The organism is Streptomyces sp. NPDC002888, from assembly GCF_042888465.1.
Taxonomy (GTDB): domain Bacteria; phylum Actinomycetota; class Actinomycetes; order Streptomycetales; family Streptomycetaceae; genus Streptomyces.
Window position 1 is genome coordinate 23,074 of sequence record NZ_JBIAPU010000054.1, and the last position, 18,037, is coordinate 41,110.

Annotated in this window: 19 protein-coding genes and 1 pseudogene; 8 read left to right on the plus strand and 12 right to left on the minus strand. The window is 71.7% G+C overall.

Annotated features, from left to right (window positions below):
- Positions 1-143: 143 nt before the first annotated feature.
- The 4 genes from ACFYWX_RS47030 to ACFYWX_RS47045 all read left to right on the plus strand — a co-directional run bounded on the left by ACFYWX_RS47030 (position 144) and on the right by ACFYWX_RS47045 (position 3,764).
- Positions 144-2,015, plus strand: a complete 1,872-nt coding sequence (locus tag ACFYWX_RS47030; protein WP_389431706.1) for a copper resistance CopC/CopD family protein — start codon at positions 144-146, stop codon at positions 2,013-2,015.
- 169 nt (positions 2,016-2,184) lie between these two features.
- Positions 2,185-2,604, plus strand: a complete 420-nt coding sequence (locus ACFYWX_RS47035) for a sortase-dependent protein (RefSeq protein WP_389431689.1) — start codon at positions 2,185-2,187, stop codon at positions 2,602-2,604.
- Entirely contained in the window at positions 2,601-3,233 is a 633-nt protein-coding gene (locus tag ACFYWX_RS47040) for a class F sortase (protein ID WP_389431690.1), read from the plus strand. Before ACFYWX_RS47035 ends, ACFYWX_RS47040 begins: the two co-directional genes overlap by 4 nt.
- Before the next feature lie 39 nt (positions 3,234-3,272).
- Positions 3,273-3,764 (plus strand): RNA polymerase sigma factor, encoded by a 492-nt coding sequence (locus ACFYWX_RS47045; protein ID WP_389431691.1) that lies wholly within the window; start codon positions 3,273-3,275, stop codon positions 3,762-3,764.
- A gap of 87 nt (positions 3,765-3,851) precedes the next feature.
- On the opposite strand, the gene ACFYWX_RS47050 is transcribed toward ACFYWX_RS47045, so the two are convergent.
- The 3 genes from ACFYWX_RS47050 to ACFYWX_RS47060 all read right to left on the minus strand — a co-directional run bounded on the left by ACFYWX_RS47050 (position 3,852) and on the right by ACFYWX_RS47060 (position 6,181).
- Positions 3,852-4,220, minus strand: coding sequence for a hypothetical protein (locus ACFYWX_RS47050; protein WP_389431692.1), 369 nt, complete (start codon positions 4,218-4,220; stop codon positions 3,852-3,854).
- Between the two features lie 102 nt (positions 4,221-4,322).
- Positions 4,323-4,979, minus strand: a complete 657-nt coding sequence (locus tag ACFYWX_RS47055) for a response regulator (RefSeq protein ID WP_389431693.1) — start codon at positions 4,977-4,979, stop codon at positions 4,323-4,325.
- Positions 4,976-6,181 (minus strand): sensor histidine kinase, encoded by a 1,206-nt coding sequence (locus ACFYWX_RS47060; protein ID WP_389431707.1) that lies wholly within the window; start codon positions 6,179-6,181, stop codon positions 4,976-4,978. Before ACFYWX_RS47060 ends, ACFYWX_RS47055 begins: the two co-directional genes overlap by 4 nt.
- A gap of 423 nt (positions 6,182-6,604) precedes the next feature.
- On the opposite strand from ACFYWX_RS47060, the gene ACFYWX_RS47065 reads away from it, so the two are divergent.
- Entirely contained in the window at positions 6,605-7,447 is an 843-nt protein-coding gene (locus tag ACFYWX_RS47065) for a class I SAM-dependent methyltransferase (protein ID WP_389431694.1), read from the plus strand.
- Between the two features lie 5 nt (positions 7,448-7,452).
- Here the strand turns inward: ACFYWX_RS47065 and ACFYWX_RS47070 are convergent, their stop codons facing one another.
- From ACFYWX_RS47070 to ACFYWX_RS47095, 6 genes are all read right to left on the minus strand, one after another.
- The gene (locus ACFYWX_RS47070; RefSeq protein WP_389431695.1) at positions 7,453-8,094 is read right to left on the minus strand and encodes a response regulator; all 642 of its coding nucleotides are present in this window, start codon (positions 8,092-8,094) and stop codon (positions 7,453-7,455) included.
- Positions 8,087-9,433 carry a sensor histidine kinase gene (locus ACFYWX_RS47075; RefSeq protein ID WP_389431696.1) on the minus strand — a complete coding sequence of 449 codons (1,347 nt, stop codon included), beginning with the start codon at positions 9,431-9,433 and terminating at the stop codon, positions 8,087-8,089. The genes ACFYWX_RS47070 and ACFYWX_RS47075 overlap by 8 nt, the downstream gene beginning before the upstream one ends.
- Positions 9,434-9,444: 11 nt before the next feature.
- Positions 9,445-10,233 carry an ABC transporter permease gene (locus ACFYWX_RS47080; protein ID WP_389431697.1) on the minus strand — a complete coding sequence of 263 codons (789 nt, stop codon included), beginning with the start codon at positions 10,231-10,233 and terminating at the stop codon, positions 9,445-9,447.
- Positions 10,230-11,138, minus strand: a complete 909-nt coding sequence (locus ACFYWX_RS47085) for an ABC transporter ATP-binding protein (RefSeq protein ID WP_389431698.1) — start codon at positions 11,136-11,138, stop codon at positions 10,230-10,232. Before ACFYWX_RS47085 ends, ACFYWX_RS47080 begins: the two co-directional genes overlap by 4 nt.
- 417 nt (positions 11,139-11,555) lie before the next feature.
- Positions 11,556-11,777, minus strand: a complete 222-nt coding sequence (locus ACFYWX_RS47090) for a CarD family transcriptional regulator (protein WP_389431708.1) — start codon at positions 11,775-11,777, stop codon at positions 11,556-11,558.
- A gap of 282 nt (positions 11,778-12,059) precedes the next feature.
- On the minus strand, positions 12,060-12,953 hold the full coding sequence (locus ACFYWX_RS47095) for a phosphorothioated DNA-binding restriction endonuclease (protein ID WP_389431699.1): 894 nt from the start codon (positions 12,951-12,953) through the stop codon (positions 12,060-12,062).
- Between the two features lie 198 nt (positions 12,954-13,151).
- On the opposite strand from ACFYWX_RS47095, the gene ACFYWX_RS47100 reads away from it, so the two are divergent.
- Entirely contained in the window at positions 13,152-15,281 is a 2,130-nt protein-coding gene (locus ACFYWX_RS47100) for a nitrate- and nitrite sensing domain-containing protein (RefSeq protein ID WP_389431700.1), read from the plus strand.
- A complete protein-coding gene (locus tag ACFYWX_RS47105; protein WP_389431701.1) occupies positions 15,278-15,688 on the plus strand; it encodes a roadblock/LC7 domain-containing protein in 411 nt (136 codons plus the stop codon). The genes ACFYWX_RS47100 and ACFYWX_RS47105 overlap by 4 nt, the downstream gene beginning before the upstream one ends.
- On the opposite strand, the pseudogene ACFYWX_RS47110 reads toward ACFYWX_RS47105, so the two are convergent.
- Positions 15,686-15,811, minus strand: a pseudogene (locus ACFYWX_RS47110) (MFS transporter); the annotation flags it as partial. The gene ACFYWX_RS47105 and the pseudogene ACFYWX_RS47110 overlap by 3 nt on opposite strands.
- Before the next feature lie 7 nt (positions 15,812-15,818).
- Positions 15,819-16,634, minus strand: coding sequence for an oxidoreductase (locus ACFYWX_RS47115; protein ID WP_389431709.1), 816 nt, complete (start codon positions 16,632-16,634; stop codon positions 15,819-15,821).
- Positions 16,635-16,726: 92 nt separating this feature from the next.
- On the opposite strand from ACFYWX_RS47115, the gene ACFYWX_RS47120 reads away from it, so the two are divergent.
- Entirely contained in the window at positions 16,727-17,251 is a 525-nt protein-coding gene (locus ACFYWX_RS47120) for a TetR/AcrR family transcriptional regulator (RefSeq protein ID WP_389431702.1), read from the plus strand.
- A gap of 25 nt (positions 17,252-17,276) precedes the next feature.
- On the opposite strand, the gene ACFYWX_RS47125 is transcribed toward ACFYWX_RS47120, so the two are convergent.
- Positions 17,277-17,846 (minus strand): TetR/AcrR family transcriptional regulator, encoded by a 570-nt coding sequence (locus ACFYWX_RS47125; protein ID WP_389431703.1) that lies wholly within the window; start codon positions 17,844-17,846, stop codon positions 17,277-17,279.
- Positions 17,847-18,037: the final 191 nt, after the last annotated feature.

An 18,037-nucleotide genomic window follows, 5' to 3' on the forward strand; every position in this document is an offset into this window, starting at 1 on the left:
CGTGTCACCGCGACCCCGAGGTGAGCGCGGGGAGGCTCTCATCCGTACGTAAGCCCAAGCGGCGAGTCCGAAGACGGAGAAGTGACGTGGGCGAAGGACGCGATGGCGGACGACGAGGCGGAACCCGGCGACTTCAAGGGCTGGTGCTGCTGGGCGCCATGCTGGTCCTGCTCGTCCTCGGCGGCGCGGGACCGGCGTCGGCCCACGCCGCCCTCCGCGACACCGACCCCGCCGACGGAACCGTCCTCAAGACGGCACCCCGCTCCCTCACCCTCACCTTCACCGAGTCCGTAGGCCTGCTCGACGACTCCCTGCGCGTCCTCGACCCCGACAACCGCCGGGTGGACGAGGGCGAGGCACGGCACGCGTCGGGCCGGTCGGACACCGTGCAGGTCAGCCTGCCCGCGAAGGCCACCGAGGGCACCTACATCGTGGCCTGGCGGGTGGTGTCCGCGGACAGCCACCCGGTCGCCGGCGCCTTCACCTACTCCGTCGGCAAGCCGTCCCCGACCCCGGCTGTGATCAACACCGGCCCCGTCGAGGACCCGGCCACCGCAAGTCTCTACGACCTCGCCCGCTACATCGCGTACGGCGCCGCGGCGCTGCTCGTCGGTACGGCCGTCTTCCTCGTCGTCTGCCGCCCGCCCGAGCCCGGCCGGCTGCGCAGGACGCTCGTGGTCGGCTGGTGGGCGCTGCTGGCCTCCAGCGTTGTCCTCCTCCTGCTGCGCGCTCCCTACGAGTCCGGCACCGGGCCGGCGGCCGCCTTCGACCCGTCCACCCTGAGCCGCACCCTGGACACCCGGCCGGGCCTGGCCCTGCTGGCCCGCCTGCTGCTGTTGCTGGTCGCGGCCGCGGTGCTCCTGCGCGCCCGGAAGCAGCAACGGGCCACCCGGCTGACCGTGGGCGCGGGTGCCGCGGTCGCTGTCGGCCTGGCGCTGACCTGGGCCTCGGCGGAGCATGCGTCGGCCGGGATCCAGGTCCCGGTGGCGATGACGTCCTCCGTGCTGCACCTGCTGGCGACGGCGGCCTGGCTGGGCGGCCTGACCGCGCTGCTCACCCTGCTCCACCGCGGCCCGCTCCCCGCGCTCACCGTCGCCCGCTTCTCCCGGCTGGCCTTCGCCTCCGTCATCGTCCTGGCGGTCACCGGCGTCTACCAGTCCTGGCGCGGCCTCGGCTCCTGGAACGCGCTGACGGAGACGTCGTACGGCCGCATCCTGCTCGTCAAGCTGGCGGCGGTGACGCTGCTGTTGGCGGCGGCGGGCTACTCACGGCGCTGGACGGCTCGGCTGGTGACGGCGGAGACGGAGACAGAGACGGAGACGGAGACAGAGACGGAGGCCGAGGTGGCTGTGAAGGAACGGGTGCCCGCGCAGGTGGGGGGACCGGCGTCTGACGTGCCCGCGCAGGTGGGGGGACCGGCGTCTGACGTGCCCGCGCAGGTGGGGGGACCGGCGGCTGACGGACCCTCCGCGCCCGAGAGCCGGGAGGACGCCCCCAGTGCTGTCGCCCCCGTTGTGTCCGGCGCGGAGGACGCCCACCGCAAGGCCCTGCGCCGCTCGGTGCTGGTCGAGGTCGCCGTCTCCGTCGTGGTGCTGATGATCACGACCGTACTGACGAACACCCTCCCGGGCCGCGCGCAGGCCGAGGCGTCCGCCCCCTCCGGCTCCGACGCGGTGATCGCCGCCTCCGTCACCGACGTCCCCTTCGAGGTCGGCAGGGCGCGCGGCCGCGTCCAGGTCACTCTCGAGTCCAACCGGGCCGGCGACAACGCGGTGGAGGCCATCGTCTTCGGCCTCGACGGAACCGCGGCCATCGTCCCCGAACTGCGCGTCTCCTTCACCCTCCCCAGCCAGAAGATCGGCCCCCTCGACACCCGGGTCACCGACAAGGGCGGCTACTGGGGCGCCGACTCCTTCAACCTGCCCATCGCCGGCACCTGGGACATGAAGGTGACGGTGCGGGTGTCGGACGTGGACCAGGTGAGCGAGACCAAGCAGGTCCGTATCGAGGGCTGACCACCGGTCGGGGCGGGGCGCCGCCTGCTCGGCGGCACCGTGTCCCGCGACTTTGCCATCTCTTTACAACCTGCCCCGCCGCCCCCTCGTCTCTCCCGTCGATCAGCAACGCAGCCCCCGGCCCACCGGCCCGGCTGACCGAGCAATGACCGACCAAGGAGAGCGACTGATGCGCCGAACCATCCTCAGTGCCGTGGCACTCGCGTGCACCGCCGTACTGGCGAGCACCGCGCCCGCGCTGGCGGACGAGCCGACCCCGGTCCCCACCGCCACGGCGACCCCGGTCCCCACCGCCTCGGCGACCACGGCCCCCAGCGCCGAACCGACGCTCCCGCCGACCGAGGACCCGAGCGCCGAGCCGACCGTCGCGCCCACACCGGGCCAGGCCGGTGCCGACCCGAGCGCCGTGCCGTCCTGGGGCAGCCAGGTCAGCGTCGTACCGAGCGGCGCCCCCGACACCGGCGCGGTGGCGTCGAGTTCCGGTGACGGCGGCCACGGCGGTGTGATCGGCGGGGGCGCCGCCGCGGCCCTCCTCGTCGGCGGTGCGACCGTCTTCGTCGTACGGCGCCGGCGGGCGACCGGGGCATGACCTCGCTCTCCAGGCGCGCCTGCCTCACCGCGGCGCTGGCCACGCTGCTCGTGGGCTGCGGCGGCGGGTCCGACGAGTCCGGCCGGACCGGCCCGGCCTCGAACGGCCCGCGCACCGACGGCAGTACGCCGGCCCCCTCGCGGCCCTCCCCGAACGCGGCCCACGCCCTCGCGCGTTCGGTCCCGGTCCGGCTGCGGATCCCCGCCGTCGAGGTCGACACCCCGCTCATGCGGCTGGGCCTCGCCGCGGACGGCAGCGTGCAGGTGCCCCCGATCACGGCCCACGACCAGGCCGGCTGGTACGGGCACTCGCCGACGCCGGGCCAGGTCGGCCCGTCGGTGATCCTCGGCCACGCCACCGTCGGCGCCTACGGGGACGGCGTCTTCCACGACCTCGCCCGACTCCGGCGGGGCGACCGGATCGAGGCGCGCCTGGGGAACGGCACGACGGCGGAGTTCTCCGTCGACACCGTACGCACGGTCGCCAAGGCGGACTTCCCGACGCGGGCGGTCTACGGGGACGTGAACCGCCCGGTGCTCCGGCTCATCACGTGCGGTGGCCCCCGTACCGGTGACGGCTACCGCGACAACGTGATCGTCTTCGCCGAGCTGAGCTCCGCCACCCCCTGACCCCACCCCCGTACGGGTGCCCCACGACCCTGGAGAGCGTTGAAACGGTCCCGCGAGAAGGCAGCGTCCGAGCTGTTCGCCGCCCTCTACCCACGCCTCGCCGGCTGGTGCCGCCGTCTCGTCGACGACGACGAGACGGCCCACGAGATCGCCTCGGAGGCGTTCACCCGGCTCTGGGCCCGCTGGACGTCCGTGGCGGAGCCCCGCGGTTTCCTCTACGTCACCGCGGCCAACCTCGTCCGGGACCACTGGCGCAAGCTCGAACGCGAACGCAGGGCCGTGCACCGCGCCACCGCCGAGGCCGCCGTACGACCGCAGCCGGAACAGGCGGATCCCTCGGTACGCCTGCTCGTGCAGTCGCTGCCGGAACGGCTGCGCGTCCCGATCCTGCTGCACTACTACGCTGACATGCCGATCCGGGAGGTGTCCGTGCTGACCGGGCGCAAGGAAGGAACCGTCAAGGCCGACCTTCACACGGCTCGCGAACTGCTCCGCGCCCACCTGAGGAGAAGTCTTGATCACACACTCTGACGACGGTCCGGACTTCGACCCCGACGACCCTCTCGCCGTCATCCTGCGACCACCCTCGTCCGCCTATCTCGGACCGCCGCCCGGCCACTACGAGGCGATCCGCCGCGGCGCGTTCCGGCGCCGGATGCTGCGCACCGCGGCCGGTGCCGGCCTGGTCTGCGCGGTCGCGGCCCTGGTCGCGCTGCCCCTGCGCCTCACGGCACCCGAGAAGCCCACGACCCCGACGGTCCCCATGGCCCCGCCGTCACCGGCGAACAGCCCCTCACCCACACCGGCCGGCCCCACAGCCGAACCTTCCGACATACCGTCCGACCCGTCCACCGCCCCCTCGCCGGTACCCTCCAGCCCCTGGGCGCCCACACCCACCAGCCCCTCCGCCCTCACCTCGAACCCCGCCACCGAACCCGCCCCGACGGCGTCCCCGGAGCTGGACGACTCCGTCATCCCGACGGTCACATCCGAAGCGTCGTGGGGCGAACCTACCCAGGCACCGGCCTCGTAGGTCACACGGCGGAGGGATGCGCGGGACAGCGGAGACGCTTCGGCCGCGCTGTTCGGTCAGGGCAGCAACCGCCGCTCCTTGGCGACCGCCACCGCCGCTGCCCGGGTCTCCACACCCAACTTGCCGTAGATCCGCCCCAGATGGGTCTTCACCGTGGCCTCACTGATGAAGAGGGCACGCGCGATCTCCCGGTTGCCCAGCCCGCCGGCCAACTGCTGCAGGATGTCCCGCTCACGCTCCGACAGGGCGGGGCGCGGGCTGCGCAGTTGGGCCAGTACCCGGTCGGCGACCGGGGCCGACAGCGCGGTGCGGCCGGACGCCGCGTTGCGGATCGCCGCGAACAGTTCCTCCGGCCGTTCGGCCTTGAGGATGTAGCCGGTCGCGCCCGCCTCGATGGCGCGGGTGATGTCGGCGTCGGTGTCGAACATGGTGAGCACCAGCACGCGCGGACACGGTGAGTTTTCCCCACCTGTGGACGACAGTTGCCGGGTGGCCGTCACGCCGTCCATGCCGCCGCCGAGCTGGAGGTCCATCAGCACGACGTCGGGCCGGACACGGGCGGCCATGGCCAGGGCCTCCTCGCCGCTTGCCGCTTCACCGACCACCTCCATGCCCTGGGTGCTGGACAGCAGCGCACGCAGCCCGGCCCGCACCACCGCGTGGTCGTCGCACAGCAGCAGCCGTATGGGCGTTGAGGACTCCGGCGAGTTCATGGTGCGGCCTTTCTCGGACGAGGAGCGTGAGCGTCGGGGACGAGTGTGGTCGGGGTGGGGGTGAGCGGAACGGCCACCGACACCACCGTGCCCTCGCCGGGTGTGGACTCCACGGTGAGTGTGCCGCCCGACTGCCGTGCCCGGATCCGCATGGCCGGCAGCCCGTGCCCGCGTGCCCGGTCCGTTTCGGGAGCCGGGACGCCGTCTTGATCGAAGCCGCGGCCGTTGTCGGCGACGTCCAGCGAGATGTGGTCCTCCAGACAGGTCAGGGTCAGCGCGGCCCGTGTCGCCGCGGCGTGCTCGCGCACATTGGCCAGCGCGCCCTGCGCGATGCGCAGGAGTGCCGCCTCGACCCGCTCCGGCAGCGGTCCCGGCGTGCCGTCGAGCCGGAACACCACCGTCAGCCCCGGACCGCTCGCCCGCTCGGCCAGGGCACCGAGCGCCTCGGCCAGGGTGTGTTCGGCGAGGTCGGCCGGGGCCAGGTCATGGACGAACCGCCGGGCCTCGGCGAGGCTGTGGGACGTGATCCCGGCCGCGTCCCGGACATGCCCGCGGGCCGCTTCCGGGTCCGCCTGCCAGACGCGCTCCGCTGCCTGCAGCAGCATCTGCTGACTGGACAGCCCTTGCGCGAGGGTGTCGTGGATCTCCGACGACAGGCGTTGCCGCTCCGCCAGGATGCCGGCCCGCCGCTCGGTGGCGGCCAGGTCACGTCGGGTGCGGACCAGGTCGTCGATCAGGGCGCGCTGCCGGGCCGCCTGGCGCTGCAGATGGACCAGGACGGCGGTGGCCACCGCGGCGACGGCCGGCGGCGCGACCACCATGTTGGGGTTGATGCCGCCGTCCGACACCCGTACCTGTGAGGCGACGACCAGCGCCGTGAGCCCGGCCACCACCGGCACCGCGATCCGCGCGGGCAGGGTGTGCAGACCGGCGAACAACAGCGGCATCGCACACCACGTGGCGCTCGGCGCCAGCGCCAGCAGCGCGACCCAGACCGCCGAGACCCCACCCAGCCAGACCAGATGCCGGGCGGTGGGCCGGGCACCGCGGCGCGGTGCGGGCGCCAGGAACTGTCCGAGGACGTAGACCGTACAGAAGGCGCCGAACAGCGCGACGACCCATGCGGTACGACCACCCCCCTGGTCACGGGTCAGGAACCGGACGAGCGACGAGCCCAGCAGCAGAAAGAACGCGGCGTGCATGACGACCGTCAGCCACCGGTCGTCAGGACCGCCCGGCTCGCCCCCATCGGGCCTTCCCGACTCTCCTCGGGAGAGCCGCCCGATCGCCGCGGTCACCGGCCGCACACCTGGCACGACTGCCAAATCTGCCATGTCCGCCACGGTCGCCATGACCGTCCTCCGCGCCGCACCCATGGCCTCCTCACAGCCTCACCCGGCCCCTCCTCACAGGCGGTTGCCCTCGCCCACCCGCCTGGCGTGCCTACCGTTCCCGACCCGGCGCCGCAACCCCCGATCGGCTGACACCGGCATCCGCCGAACCGCCCCCGTATCGGATCCGTACGGCCGCGCCAGGCCCCCGCTCCTGCACCCAGGCTGGCATGAAGACCCGCGAGACGCGGCGGCCCGGCCGCCTCGTCCGCGCCGACGAGAGGAACAACCCGCGTGCCGGCCAAGAACGTCACCGTCGACCGCTCCGCCCTCGGGCACCGCATCGCCTACGCCCTGCGCCACCCCGAGCGGGTCCCGCGCCACATGGCCCGCGCCGCACGGGACGCCTGGCTGCGCCACCGTTGGCCGGACCACGTCTCCTACTACCGCGCGGTGATGCGCTCCGACACCCGCGCCGACCCGGACGCGGCGGTCGGCAGCGGCAGCCGCGAGCGGTGGCTGGCACTGGGGGCGATGCAGTTCGACTACCTGCTCGGTCACGGCCTGCGCCCGGAACACCGGATGCTGGAGATCGGCTGCGGCAACCTGCGGGCCGGCTGGCGGTTCATCCGGCACCTGGAACCGCAGCACTACTACGGCATCGACATCTCCCCCGACATCCTCGCCGCCGCACAGGACACGATCGTGACCATGGGGCTCCAGAAACGGCTCCCCACCCTCACCCCGGTCCGCGACCTGACCCTGGGCTTCCTCCCCGCGGCCCACTTCGACGTGATCCACGCCCACAGCGTCTTCTCCCACTCCCCGCTCCCGGTCATCGAGGAGTGCCTGGCCAACGTCGGCCGCGTGCTGGCACCGGGCGGCTGGTTCGACTTCACCTTCGACCGCACCGAGGGCGAGGAACACCACGTCCTGCGCGAGGACTTCTACTACCGCACCGAGACCCTCGTCGCCCTCGCCGAGCAACACGGCCTCTCGGCCCGCTTCATGACCGACTGGGAACAGCTCCCCCACGGCCAGTCCAAGATCCGCGTCACCCACCCCACCGGGACCCTCTCGGAACACGGCTACGGCGGCCCGCCCCCACACCCCGACCCCGACTCCAGCGACGCCTGACCGGCTCACCCCAGGATGCCGCGGTCGTACGCCACCGCCACCGCGGCCGCGCGGTCCCGCACGCCCAACTTGCCGTACAGATGGGTGAGGTGGGTCTTGACCGTCGCCTCGCTGATGAAGAGTTCCCGGGCGATCTCACGGTTCGAGGTGCCCTTGGCGACCAGTTCGAGCACCTTGCGCTCGCGGGCCGAGAGCACCTCGCCCGCGGGCACGGCGGGCTTCCTGACGGCGGAGACGAGGCGGGAGGCGACGGCGGGCGAGAGGACCGTACGGCCCTCGGCGGCGGCCCGGACCGCCGCGAACAGCTCTTCACGGGGCGCGTCCTTGAGGAGATAGCCGGTGGCGCCCGCCTCGATCGCGGGGATCGTGTCGGAGTCCGTGTCGTACGTGGTGAGGACGAGGACCTTGGCACGGGCGCCGCGCCCGGTGAGCTCGGCGATGGCCTCCACGCCGCTGCCGGCCGGCATGCGCAGGTCCATGAGGACGACGTCCGGGTCGAGACGCAGGGTGAGTTCGGCTCCCTCGACGCCGCCGCCGGCCTCGCCGAGGACGTCGAAGCCGGGATCGGAGGCGAACATGCCGCGCAGACCGTCCCGTACGACGGGATGGTCGTCGACGATCAGCAGGCTGATGACGCGGTCAGTCATGGCGCACCAACGGTACGCGAGCACTGATCGCGGTGCCCTGGCCGTGTTCCGACTCGACGGTGACGGTGCCCGCGATGCGTTCGGCGCGGGCGCGCATCCCGTCGAGGCCGAAGCCGCCGGTGCCGGTGCGCGGCGGCAGGGCGAGGGGGTCGAAGCCGCGTCCGTCGTCGCGTATGTCCAAGGTGACCTCGTCGCCCATGTAGGAGAGGGTGACGCCCGCGCGGCCGGCACCGGCGTGTCCGGCCGCGTTGGCGAGGGCTTCCTGGGCGATCCGCAGGAGGGTGGCGGCGACCTCGTCGTGCAGTGGTTCCTCGGTGCCGGTGACCGTGAACCGGGCGGTGACACCGGTGCGTTCGGACCACTCGGCGACGGTCTTCTTCAGTGCCTCGGGGAGTGTGTCGTGCTCCAGGGCGGCCGGGGAGAGGTTCTGTACGGAGCGCCGGGCCTCGCCCAGGGACTGCCGGGCCAGCGCCTGGGCGCGGTCCAGATGTGTGCGGGCCAGGGCCGGGTCGGCGGTGGAGACGACCACCTGGAGCTGGGCGATGATGCCGGTCAGACCCTGGGCGATGGTGTCGTGGATCTCGGCCGCGAGGCGACGGCGTTCGTCGGCCACGCCCGCCTCCCGTGCCTGGACGACGAGTTGGGCCTGCAGGGCGGCGTTCTCGGCGAGGGCCTGCTCCAGGGCGGCGATGGTCTCGGCCCGCTCCCTGGCCTTCTCGGCCTCCTGGGCCGTGAGGTGGTTCATGACGATGGCGAGCGCCGTGTTCACGAGGAACAGGGCTCCGAAGACGACCCAGTTGATCGGGGAGGCGGGCGGCAGGCCGCCGGACTGGGAGCCCGCCATGGTGACGGCGGTGACCACGAGCCCGGCCCGGGCGGCGCGCGGTGACAGCAGAGGTCCGGCTTCGAAGTAGCCGAGGCACGCGTAGATCGCGAAGAAGGGGTTGAGCCAGGTGAGTGCGAAGGCGAGGGCGGTGCGCAGCGCGAAGTAGACGTACCCCGTGGTGGTACCCCCGGGCGGGATGCGGGCACCGAAGCCGAAGCGGGCGGACGCCACACGGACGGGGCCCCCATCCGGGGCGCCGCTGTCGGCGCAGCTCGCCGCGGAATCCGGCGCCGGCAGCCGCGGCACCGCCCGCGCCCACCACGCCTGGAGGACCAGCGAGGCGAGAACCAGGCCCCCCGCGACGTACATCTCCCGCCGGGTCATCACGGCGTCGGCGGCCGCGGCACCGATGAGCGTGGCGAGGCCCAGCAGGGCGTACGGGCCGTACCGGAAGAACTGCGCCCAGCGTTCCTCGACCGTCGCCGTGACGCCTCCCTCGACCGTCGTCCTCATACGAGCCTGCCCTACTCCCACTTGAACCAGCGCCGGGCGGCGGCCATCAGCAGCACCGCCCACAGCGCCGTGACCCCGAGATGCGTCCAGCTGGGCCAGTCCCCTGCGGCGGCGGCGTCGAGGGCCTGCGCGGCGGCACCCAGGGGAGTGAGGTCCACGATGCGCTGGAGGGCGTCGGGCATGGTCGAGACGGGCAACCAGACACCGCTGGTGAACATGGCCGGGAAGAACACCACGGACCCTACCGCCTGGGTGATCTTGGTCGTGCGGCTCACGGCGGAGACGGTGCCGCCGAGCGCCAGGGTGGCCAGGGTGGCAAGGACGAAGGCCACCAGGTACCCGGCCGACTGGCGGGGCAGGGCCACGTCGAACACGATCCGGCCCACCGCGAGGGCGAGCGAGGCGGAGAGGACCACGGCGGCGCCGTGCAGCACGATCTGCGCGCCGATGAGGGCGCCCGGCCGCACGGGTGTGGTGGACATGCGGCGCAGGATGCCCCGCTCGCGGTAGCCGGTCAGCACGGGCGGCATCGCCTGGAGGCCGGACATGATCATGGCGAGCAGTACGGCGACGGGGGCGTACAGGTCCACGACGCGCAGGCCGTCCAGATCGTCCGACGGCTCCCGGAAGGACGGGATGGAGCCCAGGATGCACAGCAGGACCGTGGGGAAGGCGAGGACCCAGAAGAGGGCGGCGGGCTCCCGCAGGAAGAGACGTGCCTCGGCCCTGAGGACGGCGACGGCGCTGCCCTTGACGGCGGTGGGGCGCGTGTGGGTGTGGGCGGGGGTGATGGCGGTCATGCGTCCAGTCCCGTCAGGTCGAGGTAGGCGTCGTCCAAGGTGGCCTCGGTGACCCGGAGCTGGTGGGCGGTGACGCCCTGCCCGGCGAGCAGCGACAGCACGGCGCCCACCGTCTCGTCGGTGCCGTTGACGACGATCCGGCCGTCCTTCTCCGTCCGCGTCACGGACGCGACCGAGGGCAGCTCCGCCAACAGCCGTGTGTCCAGCGGGGCGGAGGGACGGAAGGAGATCGCCGTGCCGCTCGCGGCCCGGCCGATCAGCCCGGCCGGGGTGTCCAGCGCGGTGACGCGGCCCTTGTCGATCAGGGCGATCCGGTCGCAGAGGCGCTGTGCCTCCTCCATGAAGTGCGTGACCAGCATCACGGTGACACCGCTGTCGCGTACGTCCTCGATGAGCTGCCAGGTGTCGCGGCGGGCCCGCGGGTCGAGCCCGGTGGTCAGCTCGTCCAGGACGACGATGCGCGGATTGCCGATCAGGGCGAGCGCGATGAACAGGCGCTGCTTCTGCCCGCCGGAGAGCTTCGCGAAGCGGGTGCGGAGCTTCTCGGTGAGCCCGAGGCGCTCGGCGAGGACACGCCAATCGGCGGGGTCCGGACAGCAGGCGGCATACAGTTCGAGCGCCTCCCGGACGGTGATCTTGGGCTGCAGCTCGCTCTCCTGCAACTGCGCGCCCAGGATCCGGGTGACGGGCCCGCGGTCAGCTACAGGGTCGTGCCCGTCGACGCGGATGGTGCCGCCGTCGGGCCGCCGCAGCCCCTCCACGCACTCGACAGTGGTGGTCTTGCCGGCACCGTTGGGACCGAGGATCCCGAAGATCTCCCCTGCCTCGACGGCGAAGGACACGCCATCCACGGCTTTCCTGCCGCCGTAGGCCTTGTGCAGGCCGCTGACTTCGATGATTGCCATGCACAAGAGCGTGCCGGGACAGGGCAGGCACAGACATCGGCCAACCCGCTCGAAGCAGCATCAGCCGAACGGCTGATGGCGGGGTACGACCGCGTGGCGGCGGCCACGCCCGACGAGCCGCAGCTGACCAGCTCCGTCGGCGCCGGCGATCTCTGTCTCGGGCCGGAGCTAGCTTGCGTCGGGTCGGGCCGTACCCATGTCCGACGCGGATGCGTGCGCATCCTTGATCAGGAAGGTCTCGTTCTCCCCGAAATCCGGGGCCTGGAAGGGGTTCGTCGCCGGGGGCGGCGATGTCGCGGTGGTACTGCGTGGCGCCCCTTGCGGGGCGGAGAACAATGAGGTCAGGTCGATGAGAGCTCTCCCATTCGGTACAGGGCCATGCAGGCGCCTGGCGTGCCGTGACCGGGCACAGCGGTCCTACAGCTTGCTCATCTTGGAGTACGGACTCAAGATCCGCTCTTGCGTCGAACCGAAGTCCACAAGCGCGGCGATCCCATCCTCGATGCCGATCACCCGGCCGAGGCCGTGCATGTCGTGTGTGACCTGGTCACCCACCTCGAACTGCTTGAGAGGTGGCGCGACCGGGGCCTTGAAGGGGCTGGTAGGCAGATGACGCTTCGGTGCAGCTGGCTTTGTCATTGTCGCCAGTATGCGCCAGCGGCGGCGGCTGTCCACGTCCGCGACCGAAGGGAAACCCTCCTTGAGCGTGACTGTGACCTCTGCATCTGGCAACTGAGACCAACGTGGGCCGGGTCACACCTTCCTGACGACGACAGTGTCCGGGACCAGCTTCTCCAAGTCGTCCACGTCTGAGGTGAAGGGGATGATCTGCCCTTTCTGCTGTCGCGCGATGACGGCGAGTACGGCGTTGATCGCGTACTCGTGGCCGTGCAGCGGGCCACGTGACCGACGATTCGGTGATCACGGGGCCGTGGCAGGGCGTGGAGCGCCGTGGAAGACCTGGCTGGTGTGCCAGGAGCGGTGGGCGGCGGCGATGGGCCGGGCGCCGGGTTGAGGGCCGATGAGCGGACGGCCGGCGAGTGCGGTGACGTGCTCGCGGGCGGCGGGGCTGCGGCCGACGAAGCGCTGCGAGACCAGGATGCGGTGGCCGTCGCCCATGCCGAGGACGCCCTTGTCGAAGAGCTTGTGATGCAGCGAGCACAGGCACAGCCCGTTGTCGACGTCGTCGGGTCCGCCGAACGCCCACCAGCGCACATGCGCGGCCTCCAGCCCGACGGGCACCGTGCCGATCATGCCGTCGTAGCCGCAGAAAGCGCACTGGTACTCGTAGGCCGTCAGGACCAGCTCCCGCATGCGTCGGTCCCGCTGCTTGCGCACGACCGAGAGCTGTCCGGTCTCCGCAGGCTCCAGCTCCAGCCCGACGTATTCGCACAGTTCGCCGTGGAGTGAGGGCGGGAAGTTCAAGTCGAGCAGGACCCGTGCCATACGGCCGAGCAGCGACGGCTCGTGCCGCAGCGCCGCCCGCAGTTCCGGCGCCAGCCGCCCCGCGGCCCCTGCCGCTCGCAGCTCCCGCACCCCGCTGCCGGGGCTGCCCGGCCCGCGATCGGTGCGTACTTCCCACACGCCGTCGCTGACCAGGTGGTGGAACGGGTAGGCGGGCGTCGTCCTGTTGGGCGGGCCGTACTCGGCCAGCAGTCGCCCGAGGTCGTCCTCCACCGCGCTGTACCGCAGTTCGCCGTCGACGTCCTGCTGGAACCGGCCGAGCGCGTACAGGAACAGCAGCGGCTTGTGCGGAGCGCGGGCCCCGTTTCTGCTCCACTGCCTCAGCTTCGCGGCGCGCTCGAGCCAGTCCATGACCGGCGATCGTAGTAGCGCCTCGTCGATCGGCGATCCGTGCACGTGGGTCCAGGTGCCGGGCGCAGGTCAAGGATGCTCGACCGATCCGCGGTCACAATCTCCTGCCCCGTGGTGTGAGACCGGCGCAACGCAATGTCCCATGCGGCCTAACAGGCGGGAAACCGGCCGCTACGGCGGTCGGACTAGCTTTGTGACATGAGGGTGTCGATGCCGGTACGGCCGCTGCACGGCAGGCTTGCCGCGATCGGCAAGGGCGGATTCGGCAAGGGCGGTTCAGTGCGCCGTCGCGGTGGCCGAACGGCTCCCGCCCTGCGGACGATGCCTGGCTGGCGCAGCATCAGGGGCCGGGTGGCGGTGGTCATCACGGTCCCGATCTGCCTGCTGCTGGCGGTGGCCGGTCTCGCCGTGCACGGCCGCGCCGAGGCCCTCGGCGATGCCCGGACGACCCGTGCCGAGGTCGGCCTCAGCCTGCGCATCCAGGCTCTGGTGCACCAGCTGCAACGCGAACGAGGCTTGACCAACGGCCTGTTGGGCGGTGAGGAGGAGTTCCGTCCACCGCTCGCCGCCACCCGCAAGCGCGTCGACACGGCGCTGCGCGGAATGCGTCGCGAAAGCGCGGTCGAGGACGTCGTCCAGCGGCACGTGCGGCGCCTGCCCGACATCCGCGCCGCCGCCGACAGAGGCACCGCCGACCAGTCCGCGACCCTCACCTTCTACACCGGCGCCGTCGAGGCCCTGAACGCCGTCGATCCGGTGGCGGAGACCGCGACCGGCGCCGACCGTCAACTGCGCGACGGGCTGGCCGCGTTGCGGGAACTGGCCACCGCCACCGAGTCCGTCGCTCTCGAACGCGGACTTCTCAACGGCGTGTTCGCCCAAGGCGCCTTCAGCGGCCACGCGTACATCGATTTCACCGAGGTACGTGCCACACGCGTCGCCGCCCTCGCCCGCTTCCAGCAGGTCGCGACCGCACCTCAGCGTGCGGCCCTGAAGAAAGCCTTCGCAACCGAGGACGCCGAACGCGCTGCCGCCTACGAGGAACAGGCGGAAGGCGCCGCCGACGACTCCCCGCTGCGCGCCGACGCCGGCACCTGGTGGGACGCGATGACCGTGCTCGTCGACGATCTGTACGCCGTCCAGCAGTCGGTCGGTGACGATGTACGGCACCGGGCCGACCGGCTCAGCCACGACGCACAACTGGCCCTCGCCGCCTACCTCGTCGCGGGCACGCTCATCGCCCTCCTGGTCGTGAGCCTCGCCGCCTTCGCCTCCCGGTCCCTCACTCGCCCACTCCGTGCGCTCGCCGCGACCGCCCAGGACGTGGCGCGGCAGCGGCTGCCCGAGGCCGTCGCCCGTATCCAGCAGTCCCCGCAGGACCATGCGGAGATCCTCCCGCCGGCGGACGCGGGCAACCCCGACGCACGGCTCCTGCGCGGCGCGGCCGAGATCACCGAGGTCGCGGCGTCCCTGCACCAGGTGGAACACACCGCCCTCCGTCTGGCCGCCGAGCAGGCCGGCCTGCGTCGCAACACCACCGAATCGCTTGCCAACCTCGGCCGCCGCAACCAGAACCTCGTGCGTCGCCAGCTCACCCTCATCACCCGCCTGGAACGGCAGGAACTCGACCCGGACGCGCTCGCCGAGCTCTTCGAGCTCGACCACCTCGCCACCCGTATGCGGCGCAACGCCGAAAGCCTGTTGGTCCTGGCCGGGCAGAACCCCCCGCGGCCCACGGCAGTACCCGCCGACGGCCTGGAGGTCGTCCAGTCCGCCGTCGCCGAGGTGGAGCAGTACCGCCGAGTCCTGATCTCGACAGTGGAGCCGATGCGGGTGCGTGGGCACGCCGTCGCGGATGTTGCGCACATCCTCGCCGAACTCATCGAGAACGGGCTGAACTTCTCGCCACCGACGGAATTGGTCGAGGTGCACGGCTGGTACGACACCGAGGACGACACGTACTGCCTCGCTGTCGTCGACCATGGCGTCGGCATGTCCGAAGCCGACAAAGAACGTGCGGTCGCCCTCCTCTCCGACTCCGGCGAGGAGGCCCTCCTCGCCGCGCCCACCCGGTTCCTCGGCCACCTCGTCGTCGGCCGACTCGCCCACCGCCTCGGTGAAGGCACCCAAGTCCACCTTTTCGACACTCCTGGCGGCGGCCTGTCCGCACTCCTCGCCCTCCCCGGGCGCCTCCTCGCACCCGCCGAGGGCCCCTCCACCTCCACCCCGCCCCCGCCTGCCAGACCCGCTGTCTCCTCCCTCCTCAACGGCTTCCGGGCAGGTGTAGCCCGCGCCGAAGCCAGAAACCCCCAAGGAGCGTCATCGTGACCACCGCCGTCCAGAGTTTCGGCTGGCTCGTCTCGGAGTTCGTACGCGCCACCGACGGCGTCACCGACGCCGTCGCCGTCTCCTCCGACGGCCTGCTCATGGCCGCCTCGGACGGCCTCGGCCGAGATCGCGCCGACCACCTCGCCGCCGTCGTCTCCGGCATCACCAGCCTCGCCCAGAACGCGGCGACGGCACACGGCTTCCACGGCATGAAGCTCGTCATGATCGAAATGCTCGGGGGCTTCCTCATGGTCGGTCGCATCCGCGACGGCAGCTGCCTCGGCGTCCTCGCCGCCGAACGGTGCGACGTCGGCCTCGTCGGCTATGAGATGGCCGTCCTCGCCGATCGTGCCGGCGAGCTGCTCACCCCGCAGCTGGTACGCCAACTCCACTCCGCCCCCGCCTGAGAAGGCGGCGGTGGTGGCGGTCGCCGACCAGCCCGTGGATGCGGTGATCTGCGGATTCAGGACGGGGAAGGCGTATTGGACGATTCCCCGGCTGGTGATCTGGCCAGAAAGCCCGGGGAGCGCCTGCGCGTCAGCCGGCCAGCTTGTTCATCTTGCGGATCTGCTTGTCGAAGACCTGGGCGGGAGCGAGGCGGCGCAGTACGCGTGCGCGTCCGGCCAGGGGGCCGGCGGTATAGCGCGGCTTCGGCTTGGGGTCGGTCGCTGCCGCGACGATCGCCTTGGCGACGACGGCGGGAGCGTCGCCGTCCCTGACGGCCTCCGCCATCACGCGGTCGACGGTCTGTCGCTGCTTCGCGTACGCGTGCAGGGGGGTGTCGGGCTTCGCGCTGTTGGCCTCGAATCCGGTCCTGGTGTAGGCGGGTTCGACGATGAGCGCCCGGACGCCGTGGTCACGGATCTCGTGGTCCAGGGACTCGGTGTAGCCCTCGATCGCGTGCTTGGAGGCGGCGTATGCGGCCATGTAGGGCTGGGGCAGGAACCCGAGCACGGACGAGATGTTGATGACGCGCCCGCGTCGCTGAGCGCGCATGTGCGGCAGGACCTCGTTCACCATGCGCATGACCCCGAAGACATTGGTGTCGAACATGCCCTGGGTCTGCGCGAGGGAGGTTTCCTCGGCCGCACCCATCGAGCCGACGCCGGCGTTGTTGACCAGGACGTCGATCCGCCCGAACCGCTCGCTCACCTCCTGGACCACTGCGGTGACCGAGGTTTCGCTGACCACGTCGAGGTCGAGGAACGTCACACCGCCGAGCGGGGTGACACGTGAGGTGTCGCGGCCTGTTCCGACCACGTCGAAACCCGCCGCGACCAGTGCGAGCGCGGTTTCCCTGCCTATGCCGGAGGACGCACCCGTTACGAGTGCCACCGGCCGATCTGTCGTCATCATGGACTCCTGTACATCGAGAAACCGATCGGTTTCCATCACTGTAAACCGATCGGTTTCCGGGTGCAAGCTCAGGCGGGCAGAATGACGGCATGGACAGGATCAGTGCGCCGGAGAGGCGTGAGAGCGTCATTCGCGCGGCGGTCGCCGAATTCGCGCTCAGGGGCTACTACGGCACGTCCACCGCGGCGATCGCCAAGCGCGTCGGCGTCGCGCAGCCGTATCTCTTCCGGCTCTTCCCGGACAAGAAGGCGATCTTCGTCGCCGCCTTGATGCGGAGCATGGAAGACACTCGCCTGGCTTTCGAGAGGGCGGCCGACGGGGCGGAGGGCGGCGAGCGGGCGCTCCCTGCCATGGCGGACGCTTACGCGCAGCTGATCTCGACGCGTCCCGAAACGCTCCTGATGCAGATGCAGGGATACGCCGTGGTGGCGGCCGCCGAGGCGCAGGGTGACGACTTGATCGGTGAGGTTGTCCGGGTCGGCTGGTTGAGGATCTGGGAAACCGTTTACCTGTCGCTGGGCGCCGATGCCGACGAGACGGCGAGCTTCTTCGCCTGCGGCATGCTCGGTAACACGCTTGCGGCTATTGGGCTTCCCCCGAGCGCCGGGCGGTAACGGGGCGTTCTGGAAAGGTGACGGGTCAGCGCATGCCTGCTGCGTCGAGCAGGGTGGTCACCGTGGGCGCGATGAGCCCCGTCAGTTTGTCCGCTCCGATCCCCGCGCGGGCGCTGGCGCCGTCGAAGACCAGGCTGAGCTGCCGGGCCAGCAGATCGGGATCGCTTGCCCCGCCCTGTTCGGCCTCGGCGCGGAAGAAGGCGGTCAGGTTCGCCTTGACCTGATGGGCGACCCGGCTCGCGGGGTGACTCTGATCCTTGAGCTCGATCTGGACAGCCAGATATTGGCAGCCTCGGAACTCGGGCGTACCCGCCTGCCGTTCCACCTGTTCGAAGACGTGCATGATTCGCTCGCGAGGTGAACGACGGTCGTCCGCCGCGGGCAGGAGTGTCGCCACGAAGGCGGAGGTGCGCTGCTCCAGGCTCGCCGCCAGCAGTTCGTCCTTGCTCTCGAACAGCTGGTACATGGAGCGCTTCGACACCCCTGCCGCCTTGCACAGGGCCTCGACGCCGATACCGACACCGTCTCGGTAGGTGAGCGTGGCCGCCGCATTCAGCAGCCGCTCTCGGGGGCTGGGCTTCGCCTCGGTGGTCATGCTGCGAGGTTAACTCGATTTCAACAGAATGGAAACTGATCGGTTTTCAGTGTGGAGTCCGGGCGGAGGGGGGGGGGGGGGGGGGGGGGGGGGGGGGGGGGGGGGGGGGGGGGGGGGGGGGGGGGGGGGGGGGGGGGGGGCGCGCCGCCCGCCCCCCCCCCCCCCCCCCCCCACCCCCCCCCCCAACCCGC

Coding starts and splice junctions, on each gene's coding strand:
- ACFYWX_RS47125 (WP_389431703.1), bottom strand. CDS start 17,846: ATGACCACCGAGGCGAAGCCCAGCCCCCGAGAGCGGCTGCTGAATGCG.
- ACFYWX_RS47040 (WP_389431690.1), top strand. CDS start 2,601: ATGACCTCGCTCTCCAGGCGCGCCTGCCTCACCGCGGCGCTGGCCACG.
- ACFYWX_RS47120 (WP_389431702.1), top strand. CDS start 16,727: ATGGACAGGATCAGTGCGCCGGAGAGGCGTGAGAGCGTCATTCGCGCG.
- ACFYWX_RS47070 (WP_389431695.1), bottom strand. CDS start 8,094: ATGACTGACCGCGTCATCAGCCTGCTGATCGTCGACGACCATCCCGTC.
- ACFYWX_RS47060 (WP_389431707.1), bottom strand. CDS start 6,181: ATGCACGCCGCGTTCTTTCTGCTGCTGGGCTCGTCGCTCGTCCGGTTC.
- ACFYWX_RS47085 (WP_389431698.1), bottom strand. CDS start 11,138: ATGGCAATCATCGAAGTCAGCGGCCTGCACAAGGCCTACGGCGGCAGG.
- ACFYWX_RS47095 (WP_389431699.1), bottom strand. CDS start 12,953: ATGGACTGGCTCGAGCGCGCCGCGAAGCTGAGGCAGTGGAGCAGAAAC.
- ACFYWX_RS47090 (WP_389431708.1), bottom strand. CDS start 11,777: ATGACAAAGCCAGCTGCACCGAAGCGTCATCTGCCTACCAGCCCCTTC.
- ACFYWX_RS47115 (WP_389431709.1), bottom strand. CDS start 16,634: ATGACGACAGATCGGCCGGTGGCACTCGTAACGGGTGCGTCCTCCGGC.
- ACFYWX_RS47035 (WP_389431689.1), top strand. CDS start 2,185: ATGCGCCGAACCATCCTCAGTGCCGTGGCACTCGCGTGCACCGCCGTA.
- ACFYWX_RS47100 (WP_389431700.1), top strand. CDS start 13,152: ATGAGGGTGTCGATGCCGGTACGGCCGCTGCACGGCAGGCTTGCCGCG.
- ACFYWX_RS47055 (WP_389431693.1), bottom strand. CDS start 4,979: ATGAACTCGCCGGAGTCCTCAACGCCCATACGGCTGCTGCTGTGCGAC.
- ACFYWX_RS47075 (WP_389431696.1), bottom strand. CDS start 9,433: ATGAGGACGACGGTCGAGGGAGGCGTCACGGCGACGGTCGAGGAACGC.
- ACFYWX_RS47080 (WP_389431697.1), bottom strand. CDS start 10,233: ATGACCGCCATCACCCCCGCCCACACCCACACGCGCCCCACCGCCGTC.